This window comes from Georgenia satyanarayanai (genome assembly GCF_900116375.1).
Taxonomy (GTDB): domain Bacteria; phylum Actinomycetota; class Actinomycetes; order Actinomycetales; family Actinomycetaceae; genus Oceanitalea; species Oceanitalea nanhaiensis.
In genome coordinates this window covers 1-23,408 of the sequence record NZ_UETB01000009.1, presented here as the reverse complement: position 1 = coordinate 23,408, position 23,408 = coordinate 1, and the positions used below count along the sequence as shown (strand labels likewise).

At 75.1% G+C, this 23,408-nt stretch carries 19 protein-coding genes and 1 pseudogene; 15 read left to right on the top strand and 5 right to left on the bottom strand.

Annotated elements, in window-relative coordinates:
* Nucleotides 1-140: 140 nt before the first annotated feature.
* The gene (locus DSZ44_RS12050; RefSeq protein WP_110852884.1) at nucleotides 141-509 is read left to right on the top strand and encodes a transferase; all 369 of its coding nucleotides are present in this window, start codon (nucleotides 141-143) and stop codon (nucleotides 507-509) included.
* A gap of 55 nt (nucleotides 510-564) precedes the next feature.
* On the opposite strand, the gene DSZ44_RS12045 is transcribed toward DSZ44_RS12050, so the two are convergent.
* Together DSZ44_RS12045 and DSZ44_RS12040 are read right to left on the bottom strand one after the other, a co-directional pair.
* Entirely contained in the window at nucleotides 565-2,694 is a 2,130-nt protein-coding gene (locus DSZ44_RS12045; RefSeq protein WP_110852883.1) for an LLM class flavin-dependent oxidoreductase, read from the bottom strand.
* Between the two features lie 2 nt (nucleotides 2,695-2,696).
* Nucleotides 2,697-3,590 (bottom strand): annotated as a pseudogene (locus DSZ44_RS12040) (LLM class flavin-dependent oxidoreductase); the annotation flags it as partial.
* Between the two features lie 117 nt (nucleotides 3,591-3,707).
* On the opposite strand from DSZ44_RS12040, the gene DSZ44_RS12035 reads away from it, so the two are divergent.
* Nucleotides 3,708-4,610 carry a glycosyltransferase family 2 protein gene (locus DSZ44_RS12035; RefSeq protein ID WP_110852881.1) on the top strand — a complete coding sequence of 301 codons (903 nt, stop codon included), beginning with the start codon at nucleotides 3,708-3,710 and terminating at the stop codon, nucleotides 4,608-4,610.
* Between the two features lie 15 nt (nucleotides 4,611-4,625).
* Here the strand turns inward: DSZ44_RS12035 and DSZ44_RS18815 are convergent, their stop codons facing one another.
* Both DSZ44_RS18815 and DSZ44_RS12025 read right to left on the bottom strand, forming a co-directional pair.
* Nucleotides 4,626-6,182: a GAF domain-containing protein gene (locus tag DSZ44_RS18815; protein WP_110852880.1), complete on the bottom strand. Its 1,557-nt coding sequence runs from the start codon at nucleotides 6,180-6,182 to the stop codon at nucleotides 4,626-4,628.
* Nucleotides 6,183-6,299: 117 nt separating this feature from the next.
* Nucleotides 6,300-7,760: an aldehyde dehydrogenase family protein gene (locus tag DSZ44_RS12025; RefSeq protein WP_220035181.1), complete on the bottom strand. Its 1,461-nt coding sequence runs from the start codon at nucleotides 7,758-7,760 to the stop codon at nucleotides 6,300-6,302.
* 97 nt (nucleotides 7,761-7,857) lie between these two features.
* Here DSZ44_RS12025 and DSZ44_RS12020 point away from each other — a divergent pair, with 97 nt between their 5' ends.
* The 8 genes from DSZ44_RS12020 to DSZ44_RS11985 are packed head-to-tail and all read left to right on the top strand — an operon-like array spanning nucleotide 7,858 to nucleotide 18,158.
* Nucleotides 7,858-9,552 carry a carbamoyltransferase family protein gene (locus DSZ44_RS12020; protein WP_110852879.1) on the top strand — a complete coding sequence of 565 codons (1,695 nt, stop codon included), beginning with the start codon at nucleotides 7,858-7,860 and terminating at the stop codon, nucleotides 9,550-9,552.
* Complete coding sequence (locus DSZ44_RS12015) at nucleotides 9,549-11,063, top strand: HAD-IIIA family hydrolase (RefSeq protein WP_110852878.1); 1,515 nt, start codon at nucleotides 9,549-9,551, stop codon at nucleotides 11,061-11,063. The genes DSZ44_RS12020 and DSZ44_RS12015 overlap by 4 nt, the downstream gene beginning before the upstream one ends.
* Complete coding sequence (locus DSZ44_RS12010; RefSeq protein ID WP_110852877.1) at nucleotides 11,060-12,208, top strand: glycosyltransferase family 9 protein; 1,149 nt, start codon at nucleotides 11,060-11,062, stop codon at nucleotides 12,206-12,208. Before DSZ44_RS12015 ends, DSZ44_RS12010 begins: the two co-directional genes overlap by 4 nt.
* Nucleotides 12,205-13,164, top strand: a complete 960-nt coding sequence (locus DSZ44_RS12005) for a glycosyltransferase family 4 protein (RefSeq protein WP_110852876.1) — start codon at nucleotides 12,205-12,207, stop codon at nucleotides 13,162-13,164. Before DSZ44_RS12010 ends, DSZ44_RS12005 begins: the two co-directional genes overlap by 4 nt.
* Nucleotides 13,161-14,387: a glycosyltransferase gene (locus DSZ44_RS12000; protein ID WP_110852875.1), complete on the top strand. Its 1,227-nt coding sequence runs from the start codon at nucleotides 13,161-13,163 to the stop codon at nucleotides 14,385-14,387. Before DSZ44_RS12005 ends, DSZ44_RS12000 begins: the two co-directional genes overlap by 4 nt.
* A complete protein-coding gene (locus tag DSZ44_RS11995; RefSeq protein ID WP_110852874.1) occupies nucleotides 14,384-16,513 on the top strand; it encodes a PfkB family carbohydrate kinase in 2,130 nt (709 codons plus the stop codon). Before DSZ44_RS12000 ends, DSZ44_RS11995 begins: the two co-directional genes overlap by 4 nt.
* A complete protein-coding gene (locus DSZ44_RS11990; RefSeq protein ID WP_110852873.1) occupies nucleotides 16,510-17,202 on the top strand; it encodes an SDR family oxidoreductase in 693 nt (230 codons plus the stop codon). Before DSZ44_RS11995 ends, DSZ44_RS11990 begins: the two co-directional genes overlap by 4 nt.
* The gene (locus tag DSZ44_RS11985; RefSeq protein WP_110852872.1) at nucleotides 17,193-18,158 is read left to right on the top strand and encodes a glycosyltransferase family 9 protein; all 966 of its coding nucleotides are present in this window, start codon (nucleotides 17,193-17,195) and stop codon (nucleotides 18,156-18,158) included. Before DSZ44_RS11990 ends, DSZ44_RS11985 begins: the two co-directional genes overlap by 10 nt.
* Nucleotides 18,159-18,255: 97 nt before the next feature.
* On the opposite strand, the gene DSZ44_RS11980 is transcribed toward DSZ44_RS11985, so the two are convergent.
* Nucleotides 18,256-18,627, bottom strand: coding sequence for an ArsR/SmtB family transcription factor (locus DSZ44_RS11980; RefSeq protein ID WP_110852871.1), 372 nt, complete (start codon nucleotides 18,625-18,627; stop codon nucleotides 18,256-18,258).
* Nucleotides 18,628-18,743: 116 nt separating this feature from the next.
* Between DSZ44_RS11980 and DSZ44_RS11975 the strand changes: the two genes are divergently transcribed.
* The 5 genes from DSZ44_RS11975 to DSZ44_RS11955 form a co-directional block, all read left to right on the top strand.
* Nucleotides 18,744-20,132 carry an NAD(P)-binding domain-containing protein gene (locus DSZ44_RS11975; RefSeq protein WP_110852870.1) on the top strand — a complete coding sequence of 463 codons (1,389 nt, stop codon included), beginning with the start codon at nucleotides 18,744-18,746 and terminating at the stop codon, nucleotides 20,130-20,132.
* A gap of 169 nt (nucleotides 20,133-20,301) precedes the next feature.
* Nucleotides 20,302-21,756 carry an arsenic transporter gene (locus DSZ44_RS11970; RefSeq protein ID WP_110852869.1) on the top strand — a complete coding sequence of 485 codons (1,455 nt, stop codon included), beginning with the start codon at nucleotides 20,302-20,304 and terminating at the stop codon, nucleotides 21,754-21,756.
* Between the two features lie 44 nt (nucleotides 21,757-21,800).
* A complete protein-coding gene (locus tag DSZ44_RS11965) occupies nucleotides 21,801-22,475 on the top strand; it encodes an arsenate reductase/protein-tyrosine-phosphatase family protein (RefSeq protein ID WP_110852868.1) in 675 nt (224 codons plus the stop codon).
* 32 nt (nucleotides 22,476-22,507) lie between these two features.
* Nucleotides 22,508-22,897, top strand: a complete 390-nt coding sequence (locus DSZ44_RS11960) for an arsenate reductase ArsC (protein WP_110852867.1) — start codon at nucleotides 22,508-22,510, stop codon at nucleotides 22,895-22,897.
* Between the two features lie 5 nt (nucleotides 22,898-22,902).
* On the top strand, nucleotides 22,903-23,408 hold a 506-nt coding region (locus DSZ44_RS11955), incomplete at its 3' end, for an NAD(P)/FAD-dependent oxidoreductase (protein ID WP_181424626.1).

Here is a 23,408-nt window from a genome sequence, read left to right as displayed (position 1 = left end):
GTGCGCCACGCCGCCGACGCTCGCCAGCGCGCGCGGGAAGCGGCCAATCTCACACCGCTCGGCGCCCCGGACGTGGAATCTGCGCGCGACCGCGGCCGTTGAGACAGGTGACAGCACGACCCGTACCCGGGAGGAGAACCGTGGCCCGCCGCAAGTATGTCGAGTTCGAGGACGACGACGGCACCATGCTGCGCTACGTCCAGCACCCCCACGGTGGTGGGCTCGTCGAGCGCGGCGCGAAGGTGCACCCGACGGCCTGGGTCTCCCCCACCGCCTACGTCGACCCCGGTGCCCGCGTCGGTGCCGAGGCGCACCTCGACGACGGTGCGTGGGTGGACCGGGAGGCCGTCGTCGCCGCCCGAGCCCGGCTCGGCAAGAACACCCACGTCGGCCCGCGGGCCGTCGTCGGGCGCGGAGCGCGGCTGCGTGACGGCGCCAAGGTCGCCGGCGAGGTGCGCGTGCCGGACTTCGCCGTCGTCGGCCCCGACGCCGTCGTCCACGCCGCCTGACCGCGACCGACCCCACCGTGCGGGGCCCGGGTGCTGCCCGGGCCCCGCACGTCTGTCACGGGACGATGCTGTGGTTGTCCCGGAAGACGTTGTCCGGGTCGTGGCGGCGCTTGATCGCGCGCAGGCGCTCCAGGTGCGCCGGCGGGTAGGCCTCGGTGAGCCGCTCCGGCCGAGGGTCGGTCTCGAAGCTCGGGTACAGCCCGATCGAGTGGTGGTGCATCCCGTCCCAGACGGCGTCGAGGTTGCGGCGGCTGGACCCGAAGGCGACGACCGAGAAGTTCGCCGAGCGGTGCGCGAAGGCGGTCGCGTCCGGCGCGACGTCCCCGGCGGCGCCGCCCGTCGCGCGGATCTGGAAGAAGAACGTGTGCCCGGAGCGGACCAGCCGCTCCGCGTCGGCCGCGAACTGCGGCGTCACGTGCTCGAGCAGCCCGGAGCGCGTCACCGGCTCGCCCTGTCCTGCGTGCGCGGCGTCTGGCGTCGCGACGACGGCGGCGTAGGGCGCGACCTGCACGGACTGGCCCACGAGCGGGGCGATCTGCGCGAAGGGCTGGAGCATCGCGAGGATCGTCGCGGGGTCGGCGGAGTCGATGACGGTCGTCGTCTGCGCGAGGACCTGCCCGCCCCGCGGGGCGCCCATCATGAGGAAGCTCGTCAGCTCGCGCGGCGCGGCCTCGACGGCGGCGCCCCAGCGGGTGAGGAACTCGGCGGTGTCGCTCGCGTCGAAGACGAGCTGGGCCACCCCGACGTCGCCGACCTCCGCCGCCTGCAGCTCGAAGGCGGTGACGACGCCGACGGTGAAGCCGGCGCCGCGCGCGGCCCAGAAGAGATCGGTGTTCTCGGCCTCGCTCGCCCGCACGACGCTGCCGTCGGCGAGGACCATCTCGACCGCCCGCACGTGGTCGATCGTCAGCCCGTGCGCGCGGCCGAGGAAACCGATCCCGCCGGTCGTCGCGAGCCCACCGACGCCCACACCGCCGTAGTCGCCGGAGCTGATGGCCCAGCCGCGCGGCTGGAGGGCGGCGGCGACCTCGCCCCAGCGGGCGCCGGGGCCGAGGCGCACGAGCCGCTCGGCGTCGTCGAGCACCTCGATGCCGTTCATCCGCGACAGGTCCAGGACGATGCCGCCGTCGTTCGTGGAGCGGCCGCTGACCCCGTGTCCGGCGCTGCGCAGCGAGAGCGGCACGTCCTGGGTGCGGGCGAAGCGCAGCGCCTGACCCACCTCCTCGACTGTGCCCGGGCGCAGCACGAGGCCGGGCGTTCCCTCGCGCAGGTAGGTCGAGCGGACGGCCGCGTACCGGGCGTCGCCGGGCTCGACGGCGTGGTCCGCGAGCGCCGTCGGGACGTCGTCGTAGGCGATGCGTGGCCGGCGGGCGGCGCGGACGGCGCTGCTGCGCGCGGGGGCGGGCGCGGTGCCGCGGCGGGCGCGCTCCCTCGCCACCGCCTCACGGAGGGCCTGGGCCAGCTCGCGGGCGAAGCGCTCGAGCACGGCGGCGTCGTCGGTCGCGAGGAGGAGGGTGCCGACACCGTCGTCGACGACGAGCCCGAGGAGGTCGTCGACAGAGCCGGCGACGTCCACGGTGAGCACGCGGCGGACCTCGCGCGGGTCGCGCCCGGCGGAGGTGGCGGCGACGTCGACCAGCGCGTTGCCGTCCCGCAGGGCCGCCGGGGACGTGGCGGGCGGCACGAGCCAGCCGTCGGCGGCGCGGCCGACGAGGTCGAGGGCGTCGCGTCCGCCTCCGCCGAGCCACACGGGGACGGTGTGCGCCGGCGCGGGCCCGCGCTGGGCGCCCGCGAGGCGGTGGTGCTCACCGCGGTAGGTGAGGGGCGTGGGGGCGGCGGCGTCCCAGGTGCCCCGCACGACGTCGACCGCCTCCTCGAGCGCGTCCACCGGATCACCGTCGAGGGCGAGGGTGACGCGTCCACGGCTGAGGAGGTCGAGGCTGGCGGTGCTGCGGGCGACGACGGCGGGCGTGCGGGCCGTGGCGTCGAGGGCGGCCGGGGCCAGGCCGATGCGCCGGGTGCGGCCGGCCACCCAGGACAGGAGCGTCCAGGCCTCGGCGCCGTCCGGGGCGTCGGGGAGCGCGACGAGGTCCAGGCCGAGCTCCTCGGCGAGGACGGCGAGCTCGACCGCGGCGGTGGTCGCGGGGAGGAGGACGCCGAGCTGGAGGGGGTGTCCGTAGTCCATCAGGCGCGCTCCGCCGCGACGAGCGCGCGCACGGCGGGGGCGATCTCCTGGCCGAGGACGGCGAAGGCGGAGGGGTCGTCGCCACTGAGGATGTAGGCGCTGACGCCGTGCTCGAGGGTGAGGGCGGCGAGCTGCTCGGCCCACTGCTCGGGCGGGCCGACGAGGAGCCGTGAGCTGCGCTGGGCGGTGAGCTGTCCCCCGATGTTGAGGAGGCGGCGTACGGCCCGGGGGTCGCGGCCGGCGGCCGTGGCCGCCTCGTCGATGACCGCGTTGCCGTCCGCGAGGTCCTGGAGGCCCTCGAGGTAGGCGAGGGACGGCAGCCAGCCGTCGCCCGTGCGCCCGATGAGCCGCAGCATGCGGGGCTTGAGGGCACCGACCCAGATCGCGATGTCGTGGGCGGGAGCGGGGCCCCGCTTGGCGCCGTCCAGGCGGTGGTGGTCACCCTCGAGCACGAGACGCTCGCGCGTGCTCGTGTCCCAGATGCCGCGGATGACGTCGATGCCCTCGCTCAGGGCGGTGACGCTCTGGCCGGGCGCGAGGCGGGTGCCGCCCATCGCCTCGATCGCGTCCCAGAAGCCACCGGCGCCGAGGCCGAGCTCGATCCGGCCCCCGCTGAGGATGTCGAGGCTGGCGGCAGCCCGGGCGAGCACGGCGGGCGGCCGCAGCGGCAGGTTCGCGACGTTCGGGGCGAGCCGGATCGTCTCGGTGCGGGCGGCGACGTAGGACAGCAGCGTCCACGTGTCGAGGAAGGAGGGCTGGTAGGGGTGGTCCTGGAAGGTGGCGAGGTCCAGGCCGGCGGCCTCCGAGGCCTGCGTCAGGGCGACGACCCTCTCGGGCGAGGCGTTGCTCGGGGTGATGAAGGAGCCGAAGAGGAGGTCGTGGCCGTAGTCCGTCATGCCGGGGCAACGCGGCTCCGACACCGCCCATTCCGCCGGTCGCCGGGGTGGTGAGCGGCGTCACCGCCCCGCAGGTCCGCCCGTGCGGGCAGCGCCGGCTCGGGCTCAAATGGGGGCATGACCTCATCTGGACCGGACCCGCGCGTCGGCGTCGTCGTCATCACCCACAACCGGCGCACCGAGCTGGACCGGACGCTGCACCTGCTGCGGGCGCTGCCCGAGGCGCCGCCGGTCGTCGTCGTCGACAACGGCTCGAGCGACGGGACGGCGCAGGCGGTGCGGCACGACCACCCGTGGGTGACGCTGCTGGAGAGCCGCCGCAACCTCGGTGCGGTGGGCCGCAACCTCGGTGTGCAGCTCCTCGACACCCCCTACGTCGCCTTCTGCGACGACGACACGTGGTGGGACCCGGGCAGCCTCACCGCCGCGGCCGACGCGCTCGACGCGCACCCGGACGTCGCGGTCCTCACCGCGCGGATCCTCGTCGAGCCCGCCGGGACGGAGGACCCGATCGTCGCCGAGCTGCGCGACTCCCCCGTCCAGGGCCGCCCGGGGCTGCCCGGACCGGCGCTCGGCAGCTTCCTCGCCGGCGCGTCGGTCGTGCGGCGCAGCGCGTTCGTCGGTGTCGGCGGCTTCCACCCGCGTCTGTGGCTGGGCGGGGAGGAGGAGCTCCTCGCCGCGGACCTCGCCGCCGTGGGCTGGGAGCTGTGCTACCTGCCCACCACCACCGTCCACCACCACGCCTCCACGGCGCGCGACACGACCAGGCGGCAGCGCGACGGCGTCCGCAACACCCTGTGGTTCACCTGGCTGCGCCGCCCGCTGCCCGCCGCCCTGCGCCGCACCGCGGTGGTGCTGAGCCAGCTGCGCTCGCGGACCGCGCTCGCAGGTGTGCTCGCCGCGCTCCGGGGGGCGCCCTGGGTGCTCACGGAGCGCCGGGTGCTGCCCGCCCACGCCGAGGCACGTTTTCGTGCGCTCGAGGACGCCCAGCGCGCGTCGACCGCCCGCCGGTACGGCTGACCGCCTGCCTCACAGTCAGCCGAGGATCGCCCGGGTGACGGTGAGCTGCTCGGCGAGGACACCGCCGATCGTCGTCTGGGTGTCGTCGACACGCTCGACGACGGCCGAGATCTCGGCGATCGAGGCGACCACCTGACGTACCTTGCCCTGGATCGCCCGCACCTTCTCGTCCACCTCCGTCGTGGCACGCGCGGTCTCCCCGGCCAGCTCCTTGACCTCGCCCGCGACGACGGCGAAGCCCTTGCCCGCCTCGCCCGCCCGGGCCGCCTCGATGGTGGCGTTGAGCGCAAGGAGGTTGGTCTGCGCCGCGATGTCCTGGATCGTCTTGACGACCTTCCCGATGCTCGCGCTGGACTCCCCGAGCCCGGCGACCTCGACGTTGACGCTGTCGGCGAGACGCCGTCCCTCCCCGACGACCGAGGTCGCGGCCAGCACGTTCTGCTCGACCTCACCGATCGAGGTGAGCAGGTCCTGCCCGGCCCGGCGAAGGCGGTCCGCCCCGGCGAAGCGCTCGAGCGCCTGGCCGAGGAGGAACGCCGTGTTGCGCAGTGCCGCCTCGCGCCCGGGCGAGAGCGCGACCGTCGCCGTCGTGAAGAAGTCCATCGTGCCGACGATGTCGCCGCCGACGAGGATCGGCAGGCACACCCCGGAACGCACGCCGGCACGCTTCGCGGCGGGCGCGCGCACACAGTCGGTGAGCTCGGCGAGGTCCTCGACGAAGACGAGGTCCCGCGAGCGCCACGCCCGTCCGGACAGGCCGACCCCTTCCCGGAAGGACGCGGCCAGGGTGACCTCACGGAACTCCTGGCCCGCGGTGCCCGACTCCTGGGCGAACCGCAGGACGCCCTCGGCCTCGTCGACCCGCCAGAACGACCCGTACACCCAGCCGAAGCCCGTCCGGATCGCGTCCAGTGCGCGGCTCAGCGCCTGCTCCTGGGTGGTGGCGGCGGACACGCCCCGCAGCACGCTGTGGACAGCCTCGATGTCCTTGAGGTCCTCGTTCTGCCGCTCCGCGGCCCGCACCCGCTCGATCGCCTGGGAGACGAGGACGCCGATGGTCCGCAGCGTGTCGAGGCGCTGCGCGGACAGCTCGAGCCGCTCGGTGGCGAAGAAGTCCATCGTGCCGGTGACCACGCCACCCTCGAGGAGCGGGAAGCACACGCCGCTGCGGACCCCGGCCCGCTGTGCGGCGGGTGCACGCACGCAGTCGGGCAGGTCGCCGAGGTCGTCGACGAAGACGAGGCTGCGCGCGCGCCAGGCTCGCCCGGAGAGGCCGACCCCCTCCCGGAAGGACGCGGACAGCGTGACGCTCCGGAACTCCGCCCCGGCGTCCCCGGACTCCTGGGCGAAGCGGAGCACGCCGGCGGAGTCGTCGATACGCCAGTAGGAGCCGTACGCCCACCCGAACTGCTCGCGGACCACGTCGAGCGCCGAGCTCACGGCCGCTGCCGACGTCGTCGCCTGCGCGAGGGCCGACACCACGGCGGTGACGGCCGCGACGTTGGCACGGGCCTCCTCGAGCTCGGGCGACACCGGCACGCTGTGGGGACGACGAGCCAGACCAAGCACCATGGGGCCCTCCGAAAGTAGGGAACTATTTCCTACTTTGGTAGGAGTGAGCGGTACGCTACGGCCTGCGTACGCACTGCACATCCCCACGTGACGGAGATCTCGCGGGTTCGGCGGCCGTCAGGCGCCCGGCGCCTCGAGGTGCACGGTCTTGAGGACCGTCATCTCGGCGAGCAGGTCAGGGCCGTAGCCGGCACCGGTGCCGCTGTCGCGGCGCGGGTCGGCGGAGCCGCCCGGCGCACCACCGAAGACACCGTTGACCTTGACCGTGCCCACCTCGAGCTCCTCGGCGGCGCGCAGCGCGTGACCGAGGTCCGGGGTGAGGACGGTCGCGGCCAGCCCGTACCGGCTCTCCCCCGCGAGGGACAGCGCGGTGTCGAAGTCGGGCACGCGCACGATCGCGGCCACCGGGCCGAAGGTCTCCTCGGCGACGGCGTCCGAGTGCGGTGCGCAGCCATCGAGCACCGTGGGGGCGTAGAAGCTGCCGGGCCGGTCGAGCGGCGCACCTCCGGTGACGCACCGGGCGCCGCCGTCCACCGCGGCACGCACGTGCTCCTCGACGACGGCGAGCTGGTCCGCGTCCACGAGCGGTCCGAGCGTCGTGGCCGGGTCCGCCGGGTCCCCGACGACGAGCGCGTCCGCGACGTCGGCGAGCTCGGCGACGACGGCGTCGGCGACGTCGTCGTGCACGTACACGCGCTCGACGGAGGTGCAGATCTGTCCGGTGTTGGTGAAGGCGCCCGTGGCGATCTGCTCGGCGGCCCACCGCGGGTCGACGCCGGAGTCGACGACGATCGCGTCCGCGCCGCCGTTCTCGAGCAGCACCTTCGCGCCGCGCGCGCCGGCGACGGCGGCGATGCGCCGGCCGGCCACCGTCGAGCCCACGTGCGCCACGAGGGCCACGCGCTCGTCGGCGACGACGGCGGCACCCGTCTCGCCGTCGCCGTTGACGACGTTGACCACCCCGGCGGGCAGCGCGTCGGCGACGAGGCGGGCCATCTCCCAAGCCGGCACCGCCGAGCGTTCCGAGGGCTTGTGCACCACGGTGTTGCCGGTGACGAGCGCGGCCGCGAGGAGGCCCGCCGCCGCCGGGAACGGGTCGTTCCACGGGGTGATGACCGCGACGACGCCCCGGGGCTCCCGGCGCACCACGTCCAGGGCCCCCGTCGCGCCGGCGAGCGTCCGGCCGGCCGCACCGAGACCGGTCGTCGCCGCCTCCTCCAGGAGGTCGGCAGCCACGGTGGCGGACTCGACCGACTGCCCGAGCAGCCGTCCGGTCGCGGCCGTGAGCAGCTCCCCGAGCCGGTCGGCGTCGGCGCGGACGGCCGCCGCGGCCGCACGCAGCGCCGCGGCACGCTCCGCGGGTGCGGTGCGACGCCAGGCGGTGCGTGCCCGCCAGGCGGCGTCGACCGCGGCGGTGACCTCCTCCACCGTCGCCGGCACGAGCGTCGTCACCGTCCCCGATCCGCTGGGGTCCTCCCGCTGCAGCCGCCGTGCCCCGGTGGCCGGCGAGACCCGTCCGTCCAGGAGGTGGAGAGCGAGCTCCGCGGTGCGAGCAGGGGCGGTCTGGGTGGTCGTCACAGTCGAGCCTCCATGTCGAGGTGCGAGAAGTACTTCTCTCGGGCAGCGTGAGCAGCGAATCACCTATAGGTGAGTTGGACCATCCAGGAGGTCACGCATGCGAGTTCTCGGGGTCAACGCGCTGTTCCACGACCCGTCGGCCACGCTCGTCATCGACGGCAAGGTGGTCGCGGCGGCGGAGGAGGAGCGCTTCAGCAGGCGCAAGCACGGCAAGCGGCCGGTGCCCTTCTCGGCGTGGGAGCTCCCGGAGCTGTCGATGCGCTGGTGCCTCCAGCAGGCAGGCCTGGAGCCCAAGGACCTCGACGCCGTCGCCTACTCCTTCGACCCCTCCCTCGCGCGCCCGGCTCACGAGATGGGCCTGGACGACCCGTGGGACCACCTGCGCCTCACCTACGCCGAGCGCGCCCCGCAGTTCCTCGCCGCCGCCCTGCCGGGGCTCGACCCGGAGAAGGTCGTCTTCGTCCCGCACCACGTGGCCCACGCCGCCTCCGGCGCCCTCGCCTCCCCGCACGCCAGCTCGAGCGTCCTCGTCCTCGACGGCCGCGGCGAGCACGCCTCCCACCTCGCCGGGCGCTACTCCGGCGGCAGGCTCGAGACGCTCGCCGGGCAGCAGCTGCCGCACTCCCTGGGCCTGCTCTACGAGTCGCTCACCGAGCACCTGGGCTTCCTGCGCTCCTCCGACGAGTACAAGGTCATGGCCCTGGCCTCCTACGGCAAGCCGCGCTTCCTCGAGGAGCTGCGCGAGACCATCCACGCCACCGAGGACGGCGGCTTCCTCGCCCCGGTCCCCGACTGGTCGCGGTGGGTGGAGCCGCGCATCGACGACGGTACGTGGGGCGGTCCCCACGCCGACCTCGCCTGCTCGGTCCAGGCGCGGCTCGAGGAGGTCCTCGTCGACCTCGCGAGCTGGCTCCACGAGCAGACCGGGGACACCGCGCTGACGATGGCGGGCGGCACCGCGCTCAACTGCGTGGCCAACTCCCGCATCTGGCGAGAGACCCCCTTCGAGGACGTGTGGGTGCAGCCTGCCGCCGGCGACGCAGGGACGTCCCTGGGCGCGGCCCTCCAGGTCGCCGCGGACCGCGGCGCCGAGCCGCGTCCGATCGCGGGGGCGGACCTCGGCCGCGCCTGGTCCGACGACGAGCTCGCCCGGTGGCTGACGACGGCCAAGGTGCCCTTCACCACCCCCGACGACCTGCCCGAGCAGGTGGCCGAGGTGCTCGCCAGCAACGGTGTCATCGCCTGGTTCGACGGGCGCAGCGAGTTCGGGCCGCGCGCGCTGGGCCACCGCTCCCTCCTCGCCCACCCGGGGCTGGAGAGGAACCTCGAGCGCATCAACGACGTCAAGGGCCGGGAGCAGTTCCGGCCGGTCGCGCCGATGGTCCTCGCCGACCGCGCCGAGGAGATCTTCACCGACGGCCCGATCCCCAGCCCCTACATGCTCTTCGTGCACACGGTCCGCCCGGAGTGGCGCGACCGCATCCCCGCGGCGGTCCACGTCGACGGCACCGCGCGCATCCAGACCGTCGACGCCGAGCGCCAGCCGCGCCTCGGCGCGACGATCGCGGCGTTCGCCGAGCGCACCGGCCTGCCCGTCGTCATCAACACGAGCCTCAACACGGCCGGACGGCCCATGGTCGACGACCCCCGTGACGCGCTCGAGCTCTTCGGCTCCGCGCCGGTCGACCTGCTCGTCCTCGGCCCCCACCTCGTCCGTCGCTCCGAGCTCTTCGCCACGCACGAGGCGGCCGGGGCGGCGGTGGAGGACGACGCCGCGGTGGCGGTCGCGTGAGCGGCTACACCGTCGTCGTCCCCACCGTCGGCCGCCCCTCCCTCCGGGAGGTGCTCACCGACCTGCTCGGTCAGGGCGGGCCGGCCCCCGAGCGGGTCGTCCTCGTCGACGACCGCCCGCTCGACCAGGCCGAGCCCCTCGACCTGCCGCCGGGCGACGTCCCGGTCGAGGTGCTGCGCTCCGGCGGGCGTGGCCCCGCCGCCGCCCGCAACGCGGGGTGGCGTGCCGCCACCACCGAGTGGGTCGCCTTCCTCGACGACGACGTCCGCCTCCCCGCGAACTGGTCCACCCGGCTCGCGGCCGACCTCGCGGCGTGCGGTCCGGAGGTGGGTGCCACGCAGGGCCGCATCACCGTCCCGCTGCCGCAGCACCGGCGCCCCACCGACTGGGAGCGCAACACCGCCGGCCTGGAGACCGCCAGGTGGGCGACGGCTGACATGGCCTACCGGCGCGCGGCCCTCGCCGCCGTCCACGGCTTCGACGAGCGGTTCCCGCGCGCCTACCGGGAGGACGCCGACCTCGCCCTGCGGGTCACCCGGGCCGGCTGGGAGCTGGTCCGCGGCGAGCGCGAGATCCTCCACCCGGTGCGGCCCGCGGACGACGCCGTCAGCCTGCGCATGCAGGCCGGCTCTGCCTCCGACTCCCTCATGCGCGCGCTGCACGGCCCCGGCTGGCGCGAGATCGGCGGCACGGGCCGCGGGCGCTTCCGCTGGCACGTCGCCACCGTCGCGGCCGGGTCCGCCGCCACGCTCCTCGCGGCCGCCGGTCGCCGGCGCGCCGCCGCCGCGGCGGCCGCCACGTGGGCGGGCCTGACCGCCGACTTCACCGTGCGCCGCATCGCGCCGGGCCCCCGTCCCGGTGAGGAGGGCTGGGCCGCCGAGTGGCGCCGGATGGTGTGGACGAGCGTGGCCATCCCCTGGTCGGCGGTGTGGCACCGGCTGCACGGAGCGGTGAGGTTCCGCGACGTGCCCGCGTGGCCGCCGCCGCTCCGCGCCGCCCTGCTCGACCGCGACGGCACGATCGTCGAGGACGTCCCCTACAACGGTGACCCCGCCAGGGTCCGCACGGTGACCGACGCCGCGGAGTCGGTGCGCCGGCTGCGCGCCGGAGGCCTGCTCGTCGGCATGGTGACCAACCAGTCCGGCATCGCCCGCGGTCTCATCAGCGCCGAGGACGTCTCCCGGGTCAACGAGCGTGTCCAGGACCTGCTCGGTTCGTTCGACGTCGTCGAGCACTGCCCGCACGGCCCGGGGGACGGCTGCACCTGCCGCAAACCCGGGCCGGGCATGGTGCTGCGCGCCGCCGAGACCCTGGGCGTGGCACCGCACGAGTGCGTCGTCGTCGGGGACATCGGTGCCGACGTCGGCGCCGCCCAGGCCGCCGGTGCCCGCGCCGTGCTCGTTCCGACGCCGGTCACCCGCACGGAGGAGGTCGAGCGTGCCGAGCACGTCGCCGCGGACCTCGCCTCCGCCGTCGACCTCGTCCTCACGATGGCGGGTGACGAGCGATGACGACCCTCGCCGTGCGCCTCGACAACGACGGCGACGTCCTCCTCACCGGGCCCGCCGTCCGGGCCCTCGCGGCCCACGACGACGTCGACCTCCTCGCGGGTCCGTCCGGCGCGGGGGCCGCCCGGCTGCTGCCTGGGGTGCGGGAGGTGCTCGTCGTCGACGCGCCGTGGTCGGGCTACCGGCCACCCGCCGTCGACCCGGCGGCCATCGACGGGCTCGTCGCGACGCTCGCGGCCCGCCGCTACGACCGGGCGGTCGTCTTCACCTCCTTCCACCAGAGCCCGCTGCCGATGGCGCTGCTCGCGAAGCTGGCGGGGATCGGGCACGTCTCCGCGACGAGCGTGGACTACCCCGGCTCGCTCCTCGACGTCCGCCACCAGCGCCCCGAGGGCCTCCACGAGGTCGAGGCCGCCCTCGACCTCGCCCGCGCCGCCGGCGCGCAGCTGCCGCCGGGCGACGACGGCCGCCTCGCCGTCCGCCGCCCCCTCCCCGACGCCACCCCCCTCCTCACCGACAGCGCCCCCCTCCCCGCCGAGGAACAACTCAGCGCTCGGCGAGAGGGGAGCCACCCCCTCCCCGCCACCCCCCTCCCCGCCGAGAGCTCACTTGTTACTGGCGGAGCCCCCCTCGTGCAGGAACAGCTCAGCGCTCGGCGACGGGGCGAGTACGTCGTGCTGCACCCGGGGGCCTCGGTGCCGGCTCGGGCCATCGCGCCGGAGCACGCGCGGGCGATCGCCGGCGCTCTCGTGGCGGCCGGGTGGGACGTCGTCGTCACCGGCGGGCCGGGCGAGCAGGCCCCCGCCGCCGGCCCGGGTGTCCACGACCTCACCGGCCGCACCGACCTGCCCCAGCTGGCCGCCGTGCTCGACGGCGCCGCGTGCGTCGTCGTCGGCAACACCGGCCCGGCGCACCTCGCGGCCGCCGTCGGGACCCCCGTCGTCTCCCTCTTCTCCCCGGTGGTGCCCGCCGAGCGGTGGGCCCCCTACGGCGTGCCGACCGTCGTGCTCGGCGACCAGCTCGCCGCGTGCGCCGACACCCGCGCCCGGGAGTGCCCGGTGCCGGGCCACCCCTGCCTCACCGGCATCCGTCCCGAGCAGGTCGTGGACGCCGTCGCGTCCCTCGCCCCCCAGGAGGTCATGGCGTGAAGGTCGCCGTCTGGCACGTCCACGGGTCCTGGCTGACCCCTTTCGTCACCGGTCCCGACGAGTACCTCATCCCGGTGCTCCCCGACCGCGGGCCCGACGGGCTGGGCCGGGCCCGCACGTGGGACTGGCCCGCCAACGCCCGCGAGCTCAGCCCCGCGGAGCTGCGGGAGGAGGGCTGCGACGTCGTCGTCCTCCAGCGGCCGCACGAGATCGCGCTCTTCGAGGAGTGGACCGGACTGCGCCCCGGCACCGACGTGCCCGCCGTGTACGTCGAGCACAACACCCCGAACGGCGACGCCGTGCGCACCCGCCACCCGCTCGCGGACCGCAGCGACATCCCGATCGTCCACGTCACCCACTTCAACGCGCTCGTGTGGGACTGCGGCCGGGCGCCGACGACGGTCATCGACCACGGCGTCCTCGACCCCGGGTACCTGTACACGGGCGAGGAGGAGCGGGTCGGCGTCGTCGTCAACGAGCCGGTGCGCCGGTGGCGGGTGGCGGGCACCGACGTCGTGCTCGACCTGTCCAGGACCGTCCCGCTGTCCGTGTACGGGATGGGGATGGCCGCGCTCGAGGAGCACGCGCCCGACCTGGCCGGGCACCTGCACGAGGACGTGCGGCAGTCCGAGATGCACCCCCTCCTCGCCCGGCAGCGCGCCTACCTGCACCCCTACCGGTGGACCTCGCTCGGGCTGTCGCTCATCGAGGCGATGACGCTCGGCCTGCCCGTGCTCGCCCTGGCGACGACGGCGGCCCCCGAGGCCGTCCCGGCGGACGCCGGCGTCGTGTCGGCGAACCCGCGGGTGCTCGAGGAGGCGGCGCTGCGCTGGCTCGCCGACCCCGACGAGGCGCGCGAGCGCGGCCAGGCCGCCCGCCGCCACGCCACCGAGACCTTTTCCGCCGCCCGCTTCCTCGCGGACTGGCAGTCGCTGCTCAAGGAGGTCGTCCGATGAGAATCGCCATGGTGTCGGAGCACGCCAGCCCGCTGGCAGCGCTCGGCGGCGAGGACGCCGGTGGACAGAACGTCCACGTCGCCGCCCTCGCGGCCGCCCTCGCCCGGCGCGGGCACGACGTCGCCGTCTACACCCGCCGGGACGACCCCGACCTGCCCGAGCAGGTCGAGATGCTGCCCGGTGTGCGGGTCGTCCACGTCCCCGCCGGGCCGGCGCAGGTGCTGCCCAAGGACCACCTGCTCCCCTACATGCCCGAGTTCGGCCGCTGGCTGGCCCAGCGCTGGGCGGGCGCGGACCGCCCCGACGTCGTCCACTCGCACTTCTGGATGTCCGGGCTCGCCGCTCTCGAGGCGGCCGAGCAGGTGCCCGTGCCGCTCGTCCACACCTTCCACGCCCTGGGCACCGTCAAGCGCCGCCACCAGGGCGCCAAGGACACCAGCCCCGCCGGCCGGGTCGCGGCCGAGACGCGCGTGGCCACCGAGGCGGACCTCGTCGTGGCGACGTGCAGCGACGAGGTCACCGAGCTCGAGGCGATGGGCATCGACCGGTCGCGGGTGCGCGTGGTGCCGTGCGGGGTCGACGTCCAGCTCTTCAGCCCCGACGGCGAGGCCCACCCCCCGCCCGGCGACCAGCCCTTCCGGCTGCTGTCCATCGGGCGGCTCGTCGAGCGCAAGGGCGTGGAGACGGTCGTCGCCGCGCTGCCGCTGCTGCCCGACGTCGAGCTGCTCGTCGCCGGCGGCCCCGACCAGTCCCACATCCGCACCGACCCGGAGGCACGGCGGCTGCACGCCCTCGCCGAGGAGCTCGGCGTCGAGAACCGGGTCCGGTTCGTCGGCTCGGTGCCGCGCACCGGCGTGCCCGCGCTCATCCGCTCCGCGGACATCGTCGTCGCCACCCCCTGGTACGAGCCCTTCGGGATCGTGCCGCTCGAGGCCGCCGCCTGCGGGCGCCCGCTCGTGGGCAGCGCCGTCGGCGGGCTGCTCGACTCCGTCGAGGACGGCCGCACCGGCTCCCTCGTCCCCCCGCGCGAGCCCGACGCGCTCGCCGCGGCCATCACCCGCCTCCTCGTCGACCCGGAGGTGCGCGCCCGCTACGGCGAGGCCGCCCGCGCCCGTGCCGAGGATCGCTTCAGCTGGGAGCGGGTGGCCGCCGCGACCGAGGCGGCCTACGCCGAGGTCAGCGTCGCCCGCACCACGACGTCCCGGAAGGCGGCGACCGCATGAGCGCCCAGCACTGGATCGACGAGCACCGGGCAGAGCTCGAGACCGCCCTCGGCTTCCTCCAGGACCACGCCGGCACCGTGGAGCAGTGGGCCGCCGAGCTCGCCGGGCGCCTGTCCGGCGGCGCGCGGCTGCTCGCGGCGGGCAACGGCGGCAGCGCCGCGGAGGCCCAGCACCTCACCTCCGAGCTCGTCGGCCGCTTCCTCCACGACCGACGCTCCTTCTCGGCGATCTCGCTGTGCTCGGAGTCCTCCAGCGTGAGCGCGATCGTCAACGACTACGGCGCGGAGGAGATGTTCGCCCGCCAGGTCGAGGGGCACGGGCGCCCCGGTGACGTCCTCGTGCTCCTGTCCACCTCGGGGAAGAGCCCCAACGTCCTGCGCGCCGCCGAGCGCGGCCGCGAGCTCGGCCTGACCGTCTGGGGCCTCACCGGCCCCGCTCCCAACCCGCTCGCCGAGCTGTGCGACGACGCGCTGTGCGTCGAGGCGCCCTCGACGGCGGCCGTCCAGGAAGGCCATCTCGTCGCCATCCACGCGCTGTGCGCCGCCCTCGACCGCCACCTCGGGGTGGGGGGCACGGCCGTCTCCTCCGAGGAACGGCTCAGCGCTCGGCGGGATGGTGAGGCACCTGCGCAGGACGGGTCCGGCCCGGAACAGCTCAGCGCTCGGCGGGATGGGGGTACGGGAGACTCCGCACCGCACGTCGTCGTGGTCGGGGACGTCGTCCTCGACGCGGACGTCGACGGTGAGGTCGTACGCCTGTCCCCCGACGCCCCCGTCCCGGTGCTCGACGTGAGCACCACGCGCCACAGCCCTGGAGGCGCGGGTCTCGCGGCGCTGCTGTGCACCGGCCGCGTCACCCTCGTCGCGCCGATCGCCGACGACGAGCACGGTGACCGGCTCGTGGCCGAGCTCGAGGAGCACCTGACGGTCCTGCGCCTGCCCCACGAGGGCGCCACCCGGCGCAAGACCCGCATCCGCAGCGGCGGCCAGTCGCTCGTCCGGGTCGACGACGGCGGCCCCGGCAGCCCCGGTGAGCACCTGCCCCTCGAGGAGGTCGCGCGGGTGCTCGCGAGCGCCGACGCCGTCCTCGTCTCCGACTACGGCGCGGGCACGACCCGCCACCCCGGTCTGCGCGAGCTGCTCGCCGAGGCCGCCCGCCGCACGCGGCTCGTGTGGGACCCCCACCCCCGCGGTGGCGACCCGGTCCCCGGCGCCGCACTCGTGACGCCCAACCTCAGCGAGGCCCGCTCCGCCACCGAGCGGCCCGACGCACCCGCCGACGTCGCCGCGGCGGCCCTGCGCACCGCGTGGCGGGCCCGCGGGGTGTGCGTGACCGCCGGCGCGGACGGCGCGTTCCTCGCTGCGCACGACGACGAGACGAGCTACGTCCCCGCGGTCGCCACCCACGGTGGTGACCCCTGCGGGGCCGGCGACCGGTTCGCCGCGAGCGCCGCCAGCGCCCTGGCCTCCGGCGCGCTGCTCTCCGAGGCGGTCGAGTCCGCCGTCGCCGACGCCTCCGCGTGGGTCGCCGCCGGCGGCGCCGAGGGCTTCCGCGGCCGCCGGCAGCCCGTCGGCGAGCCGGCCGAGACGCCCGCGGCGCCCACCGACCGCGGCGGCGTCCTCAAGGCCGAGCCGCACGCGCTGCGCGAGCTGGCCACGCGGCTGCGCGGGGACGGCGCGACCGTCGTCGCGACCGGTGGCTGCTTCGACATCGTGCACGCCGGGCACGTCGCGACCCTCCAGGCCGCGCGCCGGCTCGGAGACCGCCTCGTCGTCCTCATGAACTCCGACGCGTCGGTCACCCGCCTCAAGGGGCAAGGCCGGCCGGTCGTGCCCGCGGCCGACCGCGCCAAGGTGCTCGAGGCGCTGGACTGCGTGGACGCCGTCGTCGTCTTCGACGACGACGACCCGCGCGGCACGCTCACCCACCTGCGCCCCGACATCTGGGCCAAGGGCGGGGACTACGGCGGCAGGCCGCTGCCGGAGACGGAGGTCGTGCAGGCGCACGGCGGCCGGGTCGTCCTGCTGCCCTACCTGGGCGGCCGGTCGACGACATCCATCATCAACCGCTCCGAGCAGGCCGCCCAGGCCGCGGAGCACGCACGGTCAACGGGAGGAGCAGGGTGAACGCACGCGAGGTCGGAACTGTCTACGTCACCGGAGGGGCGGGAGGCCTGGGGGCCGCCGTCGTCGAGGCGGTGGCGGCGGCGGGCGGACGCCCGGCCGTCATCGACCGGGTGGCTCCCTCGGTGGACGTGCCGCACGCCGTGGCGGACCTCAGCGACTGGGACGCGGCGACGGCGGCGGTCGCCTCGCTCGTCGAGCAGGTCGGGCCGCCGACGGCGGTCGTCACGGCGGCGGGGACCGACGCGTGCGGGCCGCTGCTCGAGATCGACCCCGCGGACTGGCGTCGGGTCATCGACGTCAACCTCCTCGGGACGGTCGCCGTCGTGCGCGCCGCGCTGCCCCACCTCGAGGAGAGCCGCGGGACGGTCGTCACGGTCTCCTCCACCCTCGGCCTCAAGGGCGCCGACGCCGCGACCGCCTACTCCGCGTCGAAGTTCGCCGTCCGTGGCTTCTCCCAGGCGCTGGCCGCGGAGTACGCGGGGCGGGTGGGGGTCACCTGTCTCGTGCCCGGCGGGATGCGCACGGCGTTCTTCGACGGGCGCGACGAGCGCTTCAAGCCCGGCCCCGACCAGGACCTCAACGACCCCGCGCACACCGCGGGGACCGTCCTCATGGCGCTGCAGCAGCCGGTGGGCTGTGAGATCCGCGAGATGGTCGTCATGGCCTCCGGCGAGCCGTCGTGGCCCTAGCCGGCCTCGGGCCCGGCGACGTCCTCGTCCTGCGGGCGCTCGGCCTCGGTGACGCGCTCACCGGCGTCGCGGCGCTGCGCGGGGTCCGGCGGGCGTGGCCGGGCCGGCGGGTGGTCCTCGCCGGCCCCGAGGGCACCGGCGGGTGGTTCGTCCGGCTCGGGCTCGTGGACGGCGTCGTGCCGGCGACGGGCCTGGAGCAGCCGCTGGCCGTGGGCGGGACGGGTGGCCACGTGGCCGTCAACCTCCACGGCCGCGGTCCCCAGAGCCACCGGCTGCTCGCGGCGACCGAACCCTCGCGGCTGGTCGCCTTCGCCTGCGCGGAGGCCGGGCACCCGGCCACCCCCGACGACGTCGCCCCGGACTTCCGCGACGGGGAGCACGAGGTGGCGCGCTGGTGCCGACTGCTCACCGCCGCGGGGGGTGAGTGCGGTCCGGAGGACCTGCGCCTGCCGGTCGATCCGGCCACCGGCGGCGCCGGCGCCGTCCTGCTCCACCCCGGCGCGGCCTCCGGGTCGCGCCGCTGGCCGGCCGAGCGCTGGCGCGAGCTGGCGCGTCGGCTGGCCGGCGACGGGCACCGGGTGCTGGTCACCGGCTCGGCCGCCGAGGCGGCGCTGTGCAGGGAGGTGGCCGGCGACGTCGTCCAGTCGGTGGCCGGCGAGCTCGACGTGCCGGGGCTGGCGGCCCTCGTGGCCGGGGCGCGCCTGCTCGTGTGCGGGGACACCGGCGTGGCGCACGTGGCCACGGGCGTCGGCACGCCCTCGGTGCTCCTCTTCGGCCCGACCCCGCCGACGACGTGGGGACCGGCTCTCGACGTCGACCGCCACGTCGTCCTCTGGCACGGCGACGGCACCGGCGACCCGCACGCCGACGAGCTCGACCCCGCCCTGGCCGCCATCACGGTGGCGGAGGTGGAGCAGGCGGTCACCGGCCTCGTGGCCCGCCAACCCGCTCACTGACCTCCCCGCTTCTCCTCCGACCTCCCCCCTCACAGCACGCTGGCGTGAGGAGAACGGGGGAGGTCACCGGTGCGGGACCGGACGCGCGTGTGCGTACTCAGCAGCAGGCGGCGGGAGTGCTGCCGGCGTGCTGGGTGCGCAGGACGTCCCCGAGGGTGTCGAGCGCCTGCGGGACGACGGCGTAGTAGGCCCACCTGCCGCGCTTGTCGCGGGTGAGGAGGCCGGCGTCGGTGAGGACCTTGAGGTGGTGGGAGACGGTCGGCTGGGACAGGTCGACCGGCTCGGTGAGGTCGCAGACGCACGCCTCGCCACCCTCGTGGGAGGCGATGAGGGAGAGCAGGCGCAGGCGGGCGGGGTCGGCCAGGGCCTTGAACATGGTCGCGAGGTCACGCGCCTCCCCCTCGGCGAGCGGCTCGCGAGTGAGCGGGGCACAGCACGCGAGCTCGGGGGTCTGCGGAGTCGTCGTCATGGCCCCAGTGTCCCCCATCAATTGACGTCTGTCGATATGATCTGACATGCTGCCCTCGTCACATCGAGCACCATCAATGTGAGGGCGCCATCGTGCTCTCCAGGAAGGGGCCACCCATGCCCTCGACAACACCGACGTCGTTGCCGGTGATCGTGATCGGCGCTGGGCCGGTGGGCCTGGCAGCCGCCGCTCACCTCGTGGAGCGGGGCCTGGAGCCGCTCGTGCTGGAGGCCGGCGACTCGGTCGCCGCTGCGGTGCGGCAGTGGGCCCACGTCCGCCTGTTCTCGCCCTGGCAGTTCAACGTCGACGGCGCCGCCCGCCGCCTCCTGGAGGCGGAGGGCTGGCAGGCGCCGAGCCCCAAGCGCCTGCCGACCGGCGGTGAGCTCGTCAGCGACTACCTCGAGCCGTTGGCGAGCACGGCCGCGCTGCGCGGGCGGATCGTCACCGGTGCGCGCGTGGTGGCCGTGAGCCGCGACGGCCTGGACAAGACCCACGGCCGCGGCCGCGGCGAGCGTCCGTTCCTCGTGCGGGCCACCATCGACGGTGAGGTCGTGGACTACCGCGCCAGGGCCGTGATCGACGCGTCGGGGACCTGGACGCAGCGCAACCCGCTCGGCACGGCGGGGCTGCCCGCCACCGGTGAGGCCGACGCCGCCCCCTTCCTCCTCGGCCCCCTGCCCGACGTGCTCGGGCGGGACCGGGAACGGGCGGCAGGCCGGCACGTCGTGGTGGTGGGTGCGGGACACTCGGCGGCGAACACGCTGCTGTCCCTGGCCCGGCTGCGTCGTTCCGAGCCGGGCACCCGGGTGACCTGGCTGGTGCGCGGATCCTCGGTCGACCGGGCCTACGGCGGGGGTGACGCCGACGGGCTGCCGGCCCGTGGCATGCTCGGCTCGCAGCTGCGGCGGGCGGTGGAGGCCGGCGAGGTCGAGCTCATGCCCTCCACCACCATCACCGCCCTGCGACCGGCGGAGGACCGCCTGGAGCTGACGGTCGCCACGCCCCAGGGCGAGCGCCTCCTGGTGGTGGACGGGGTCGCGGGCGCGACGGGCTTCCGCCCGGACCTGGGGATGCTGCGCGAGCTGCGCCTCGCCCTCGACCCCGCGGTCGAGGCGCCCAGCCGGCTCGCTCCGCTCATCGACCCGGAGCTCCACTCCTGCGGGACGGTCCCCGCGCACGGCGCCGACGTGCTGGCCCACCCGGAGCCCGACTTCTACGTCGCCGGCACGAAGTCCTACGGCCGCGCCCCGACGTTCCTGCTGGCCACCGGCTACGAGCAGGTGCGCTCGATCGTCGCCCAGCTGGCCGGCGACACGGCCGCCGCGAGCACGCTCGAGCTGGAGCTGCCCGAGACCGGGGTGTGCTCCACCGCGACCCCGGTGGTGGAGGCCGACGGGAGCATGAGCATTGCCCCGGAGGCGGCCAGCGACTGCTGCGGGGCGCCGGCCGAACCCGCGCTCATCGGCTTCCCCACCGGCTTCGCCCACGGCCGCGGCGCCCTCTGACCCACGACACCACGACACCCCACGGACGAGCCCTGCCCTCCCTCGCGGCGGCAGGGCTCGCCCGTGCCACGGAAGGACACCAGACGGTGACACCCTCGCTCGACCTCCGACACGAGACCCTCGGCGCCCAGCCAGCAGCCACCTCCAGCCACGCGGTCGGGGGTGCGCCGTGCTGCTAGCCGTCGGGATCTTCCTCGCCACCCTCGTCCTGGTGATCTGGCAGCCCAAGGGCCTGGGCATCGGGTGGAGCGCCCTGGGGGGCGCGGTGGTCGCGCTCCTCGCAGGCGTGATCCGGCTCAGTGACATCCCGGTGGTGTGGGACATCGTGTGGAACGCGACGCTGACCTTCGTCGCGGTCATCATCATCTGCTCGATCCTGGACGAGGCCGGCTTCTTCGAGTGGGCCGCCCTGCACGTGTCCAGGTGGGCGCGCGGCAACGGCAGCGCCCTGTTCACCCTCATCGTCGTCCTCGGTGCAGCGGTGGCGGCCCTGTTCGCCAACGACGGCGCGGCACTCGTGATGACCCCGATCGTCTTCCAGATGATCCTGGCGCTGCGGTTCTCCCCAGCGGTGGCCTTCGGGCTGGTCATCGCCACCGGGTTCATCGCCGATACGACCAGCCTGCCGTTCGTGGTCTCCAACCTCGTCAACATCGTCATCGCCGACTACTTCGGCATCGGCTTCGCCCGCTACGCCCTGGTCATGGTGCCCGTGGCACTGGTCTCGTTGGGCGCGAGCCTGGTGGTGCTGCGCCTGTTCTTCCGCAGATCCATCCCCGGCCGCTACGACGTGAGCGCACTGCGCCGCCCGACCGAGGCGGTGACCGACCCGACGACGTTCCGCGCGGGCATCGTCGTTCTGGGCGCGCTGCTGGTCGGCTACTTCGCCGCCGACGCGACCGGGATCCCCGTGGCCGCGGTCGCCTCCCTGTGTGCCGTCGTGCTGGCACTTGTCGCTGCGCGCCGCCCGCGCACGTTCTTCCGGCGCACCGAGGTCCGTCCCGCCGCGACCGGCGACGACCTGGTGGCGGTACCGGTGAGCGGTGGTAGCCAGGCGGTGGCCGTTGCCGCCCCTTCTCCTGGCAGCGGGGCCTCGTCCGCCCGGACGGGAACCATCACCACCGCCAAGCCGACGATCACGGTGTGGTCGGTGATCAGGTCCGCGCCCTGGCAGATCGTGATGTTCAGCCTGGGCATGTACCTGGTGGTCTACGGCCTGCGCAACGAGGGCCTCACCGACTCCCTCGGCCAGGTCCTCGCGGGCATCGCCGAGCACGGTGGCCTGGCCACCGCGACCGGGACCGGGTTCCTCGTGGCGGGCATGTCCTCGGTGATGAACAACATGCCCACCACCCTCATCGCCGCCCTGGGCATCGAGGCCGCAGGGACCAGCGGGCTCACCGAGCAGATGATGGCCTACGCCGCCGTCATCGGCGCCGACCTCGGCCCCAAGATCACCCCCATCGGCTCACTCGCCACCCTGCTGTGGCTCTCCGTGCTGGACCGCAAGGGCATGCACATCAGCTGGGGCACGTACTTCAAGGTCGGCGTCGTCCTCACCATCCCTGTCCTCGCGGTCACCCTGCTCGCCCTCACCGGGTGGCTCACCATCCTCGGGCCGTGAGCCGGACTGGACAGCACCCTATCCAGTCAGTGATCATTGACTCAATGAGCACTGACAGGACGGATCTGGAGAGGCGGGCACGGCTGCACGCCGCGCTGGCCGACGCCGCCCGGCTGCGGATCGTGGACGTGCTGAGCCTGGGTGACGCCTCCCCCTCCGAGCTCGCCGAGATCCTCACCGCGCCGTCGAACCTGGTGGCCCACCACCTCGGCGTCCTCGAGCGCGAGGGCATCATCAGCCGCAGGCGGTCCGAGGCCGACCGCCGCCGCAACTACGTCCGGCTCGTCCCCGGCGCGCTCGACGGCATCGCCCCGCGCGACCAGCGGGCGGTGACCCGTGTGGTGTTCGTCTGCACCCGCAACTCCGCCCGCTCCCACCTCGCCGCGGCCCTGTGGCGCCGCGCGAGCACGGTGCCCGCCACCTCGGCCGGCACCCACCCCGCCGAGGCGATCCACCCGGTCGCCCTCGAGGTGGCCCGCCGGCACCGCCTGGACCTGCCTCGGGTCGCCCCCCAGCACGTCGACGGGATGCTGGGCGCGGGTGACCTGGTCATCAGCGTCTGCGACCGCGCCCACGAGGAGCTCACCACGCCCATCGACATCCACTGGTCGGTGCCTGACCCCGTCCCCGCCGGCAACGCCAAGGCCTTCGACGACGCCCTCGAGGACCTGTCCCACCGCGTCGCGGCCCTGGCCCCCCGCCTCACTCACACCCCCTGAAGGAGACCCCCGTGTCCGACCGTCCCAGTGTCATGTTCGTCTGCGTCCACAACGCCGGCCGCTCCCAGATGGCCGCCGGCTTCCTCACCGCCCTGTCCGACGGTCGGGTCGAGGTCCGCTCCTCCGGCTCCACACCCGCGGAGACGATCAACCCGGTCGCCGTCGAGGCGATGGCCGAGGTCGGGATCGACATCTCCGACCAGCGGCCCAAGATCCTCACCCCCGAGGCCGTCCAGGCCTCCGACGTCGTCATCACCATGGGCTGCGGCGACGCCTGCCCCTTCTACCCCGGCGTGCGCTACGAGGACTGGCAGCTCACCGACCCCGCCGGCCAGGGCATCGAGACCGTCCGCCAGGTCCGCGACGACATCCGTGGCCGCGTCGAGGCACTGCTGGCCGACCTGCTCCCCGCGACGGCGTGAACCCGATGATCGAGCTGACCCCCCTCACCACCGCCTCCGCGCAGGACGACCCGGGCCGCATGCACGAGGTTGTCATCGTCGGTTCCGGCCCGGCCGGTTACACCGCCGCGATCTACGCCGCCCGCGCCAACCTCGCCCCGGTCGTCATCGCCGGCGCGATCACCGCCGGTGGCGCACTGATGAACACCACCGAGGTCGAGAACTTCCCCGGCTTCCCCGAGGGCGTCATGGGCCCCGAGCTCATGGACAAGATGCAGACCCAGGCCGAGAAGTTCGGCGCCACCGTCATCTACGACGACGCCACCTCCGTCGACCTCACCGGTGAGGTCAAGACCGTGACCACCGCCGAGGGCGACACCTACCGCGCCCGCGCGGTCATCCTCGCCAACGGCTCGGCCTACAAGGAGCTCGGCCTGGAGGGCGAGAAGACCTTCGGTGGACGCGGGGTGTCCTACTGCGCCACCTGCGACGGCTTCTTCTTCCGCGACCAGCACATCGTCGTCGCCGGCGG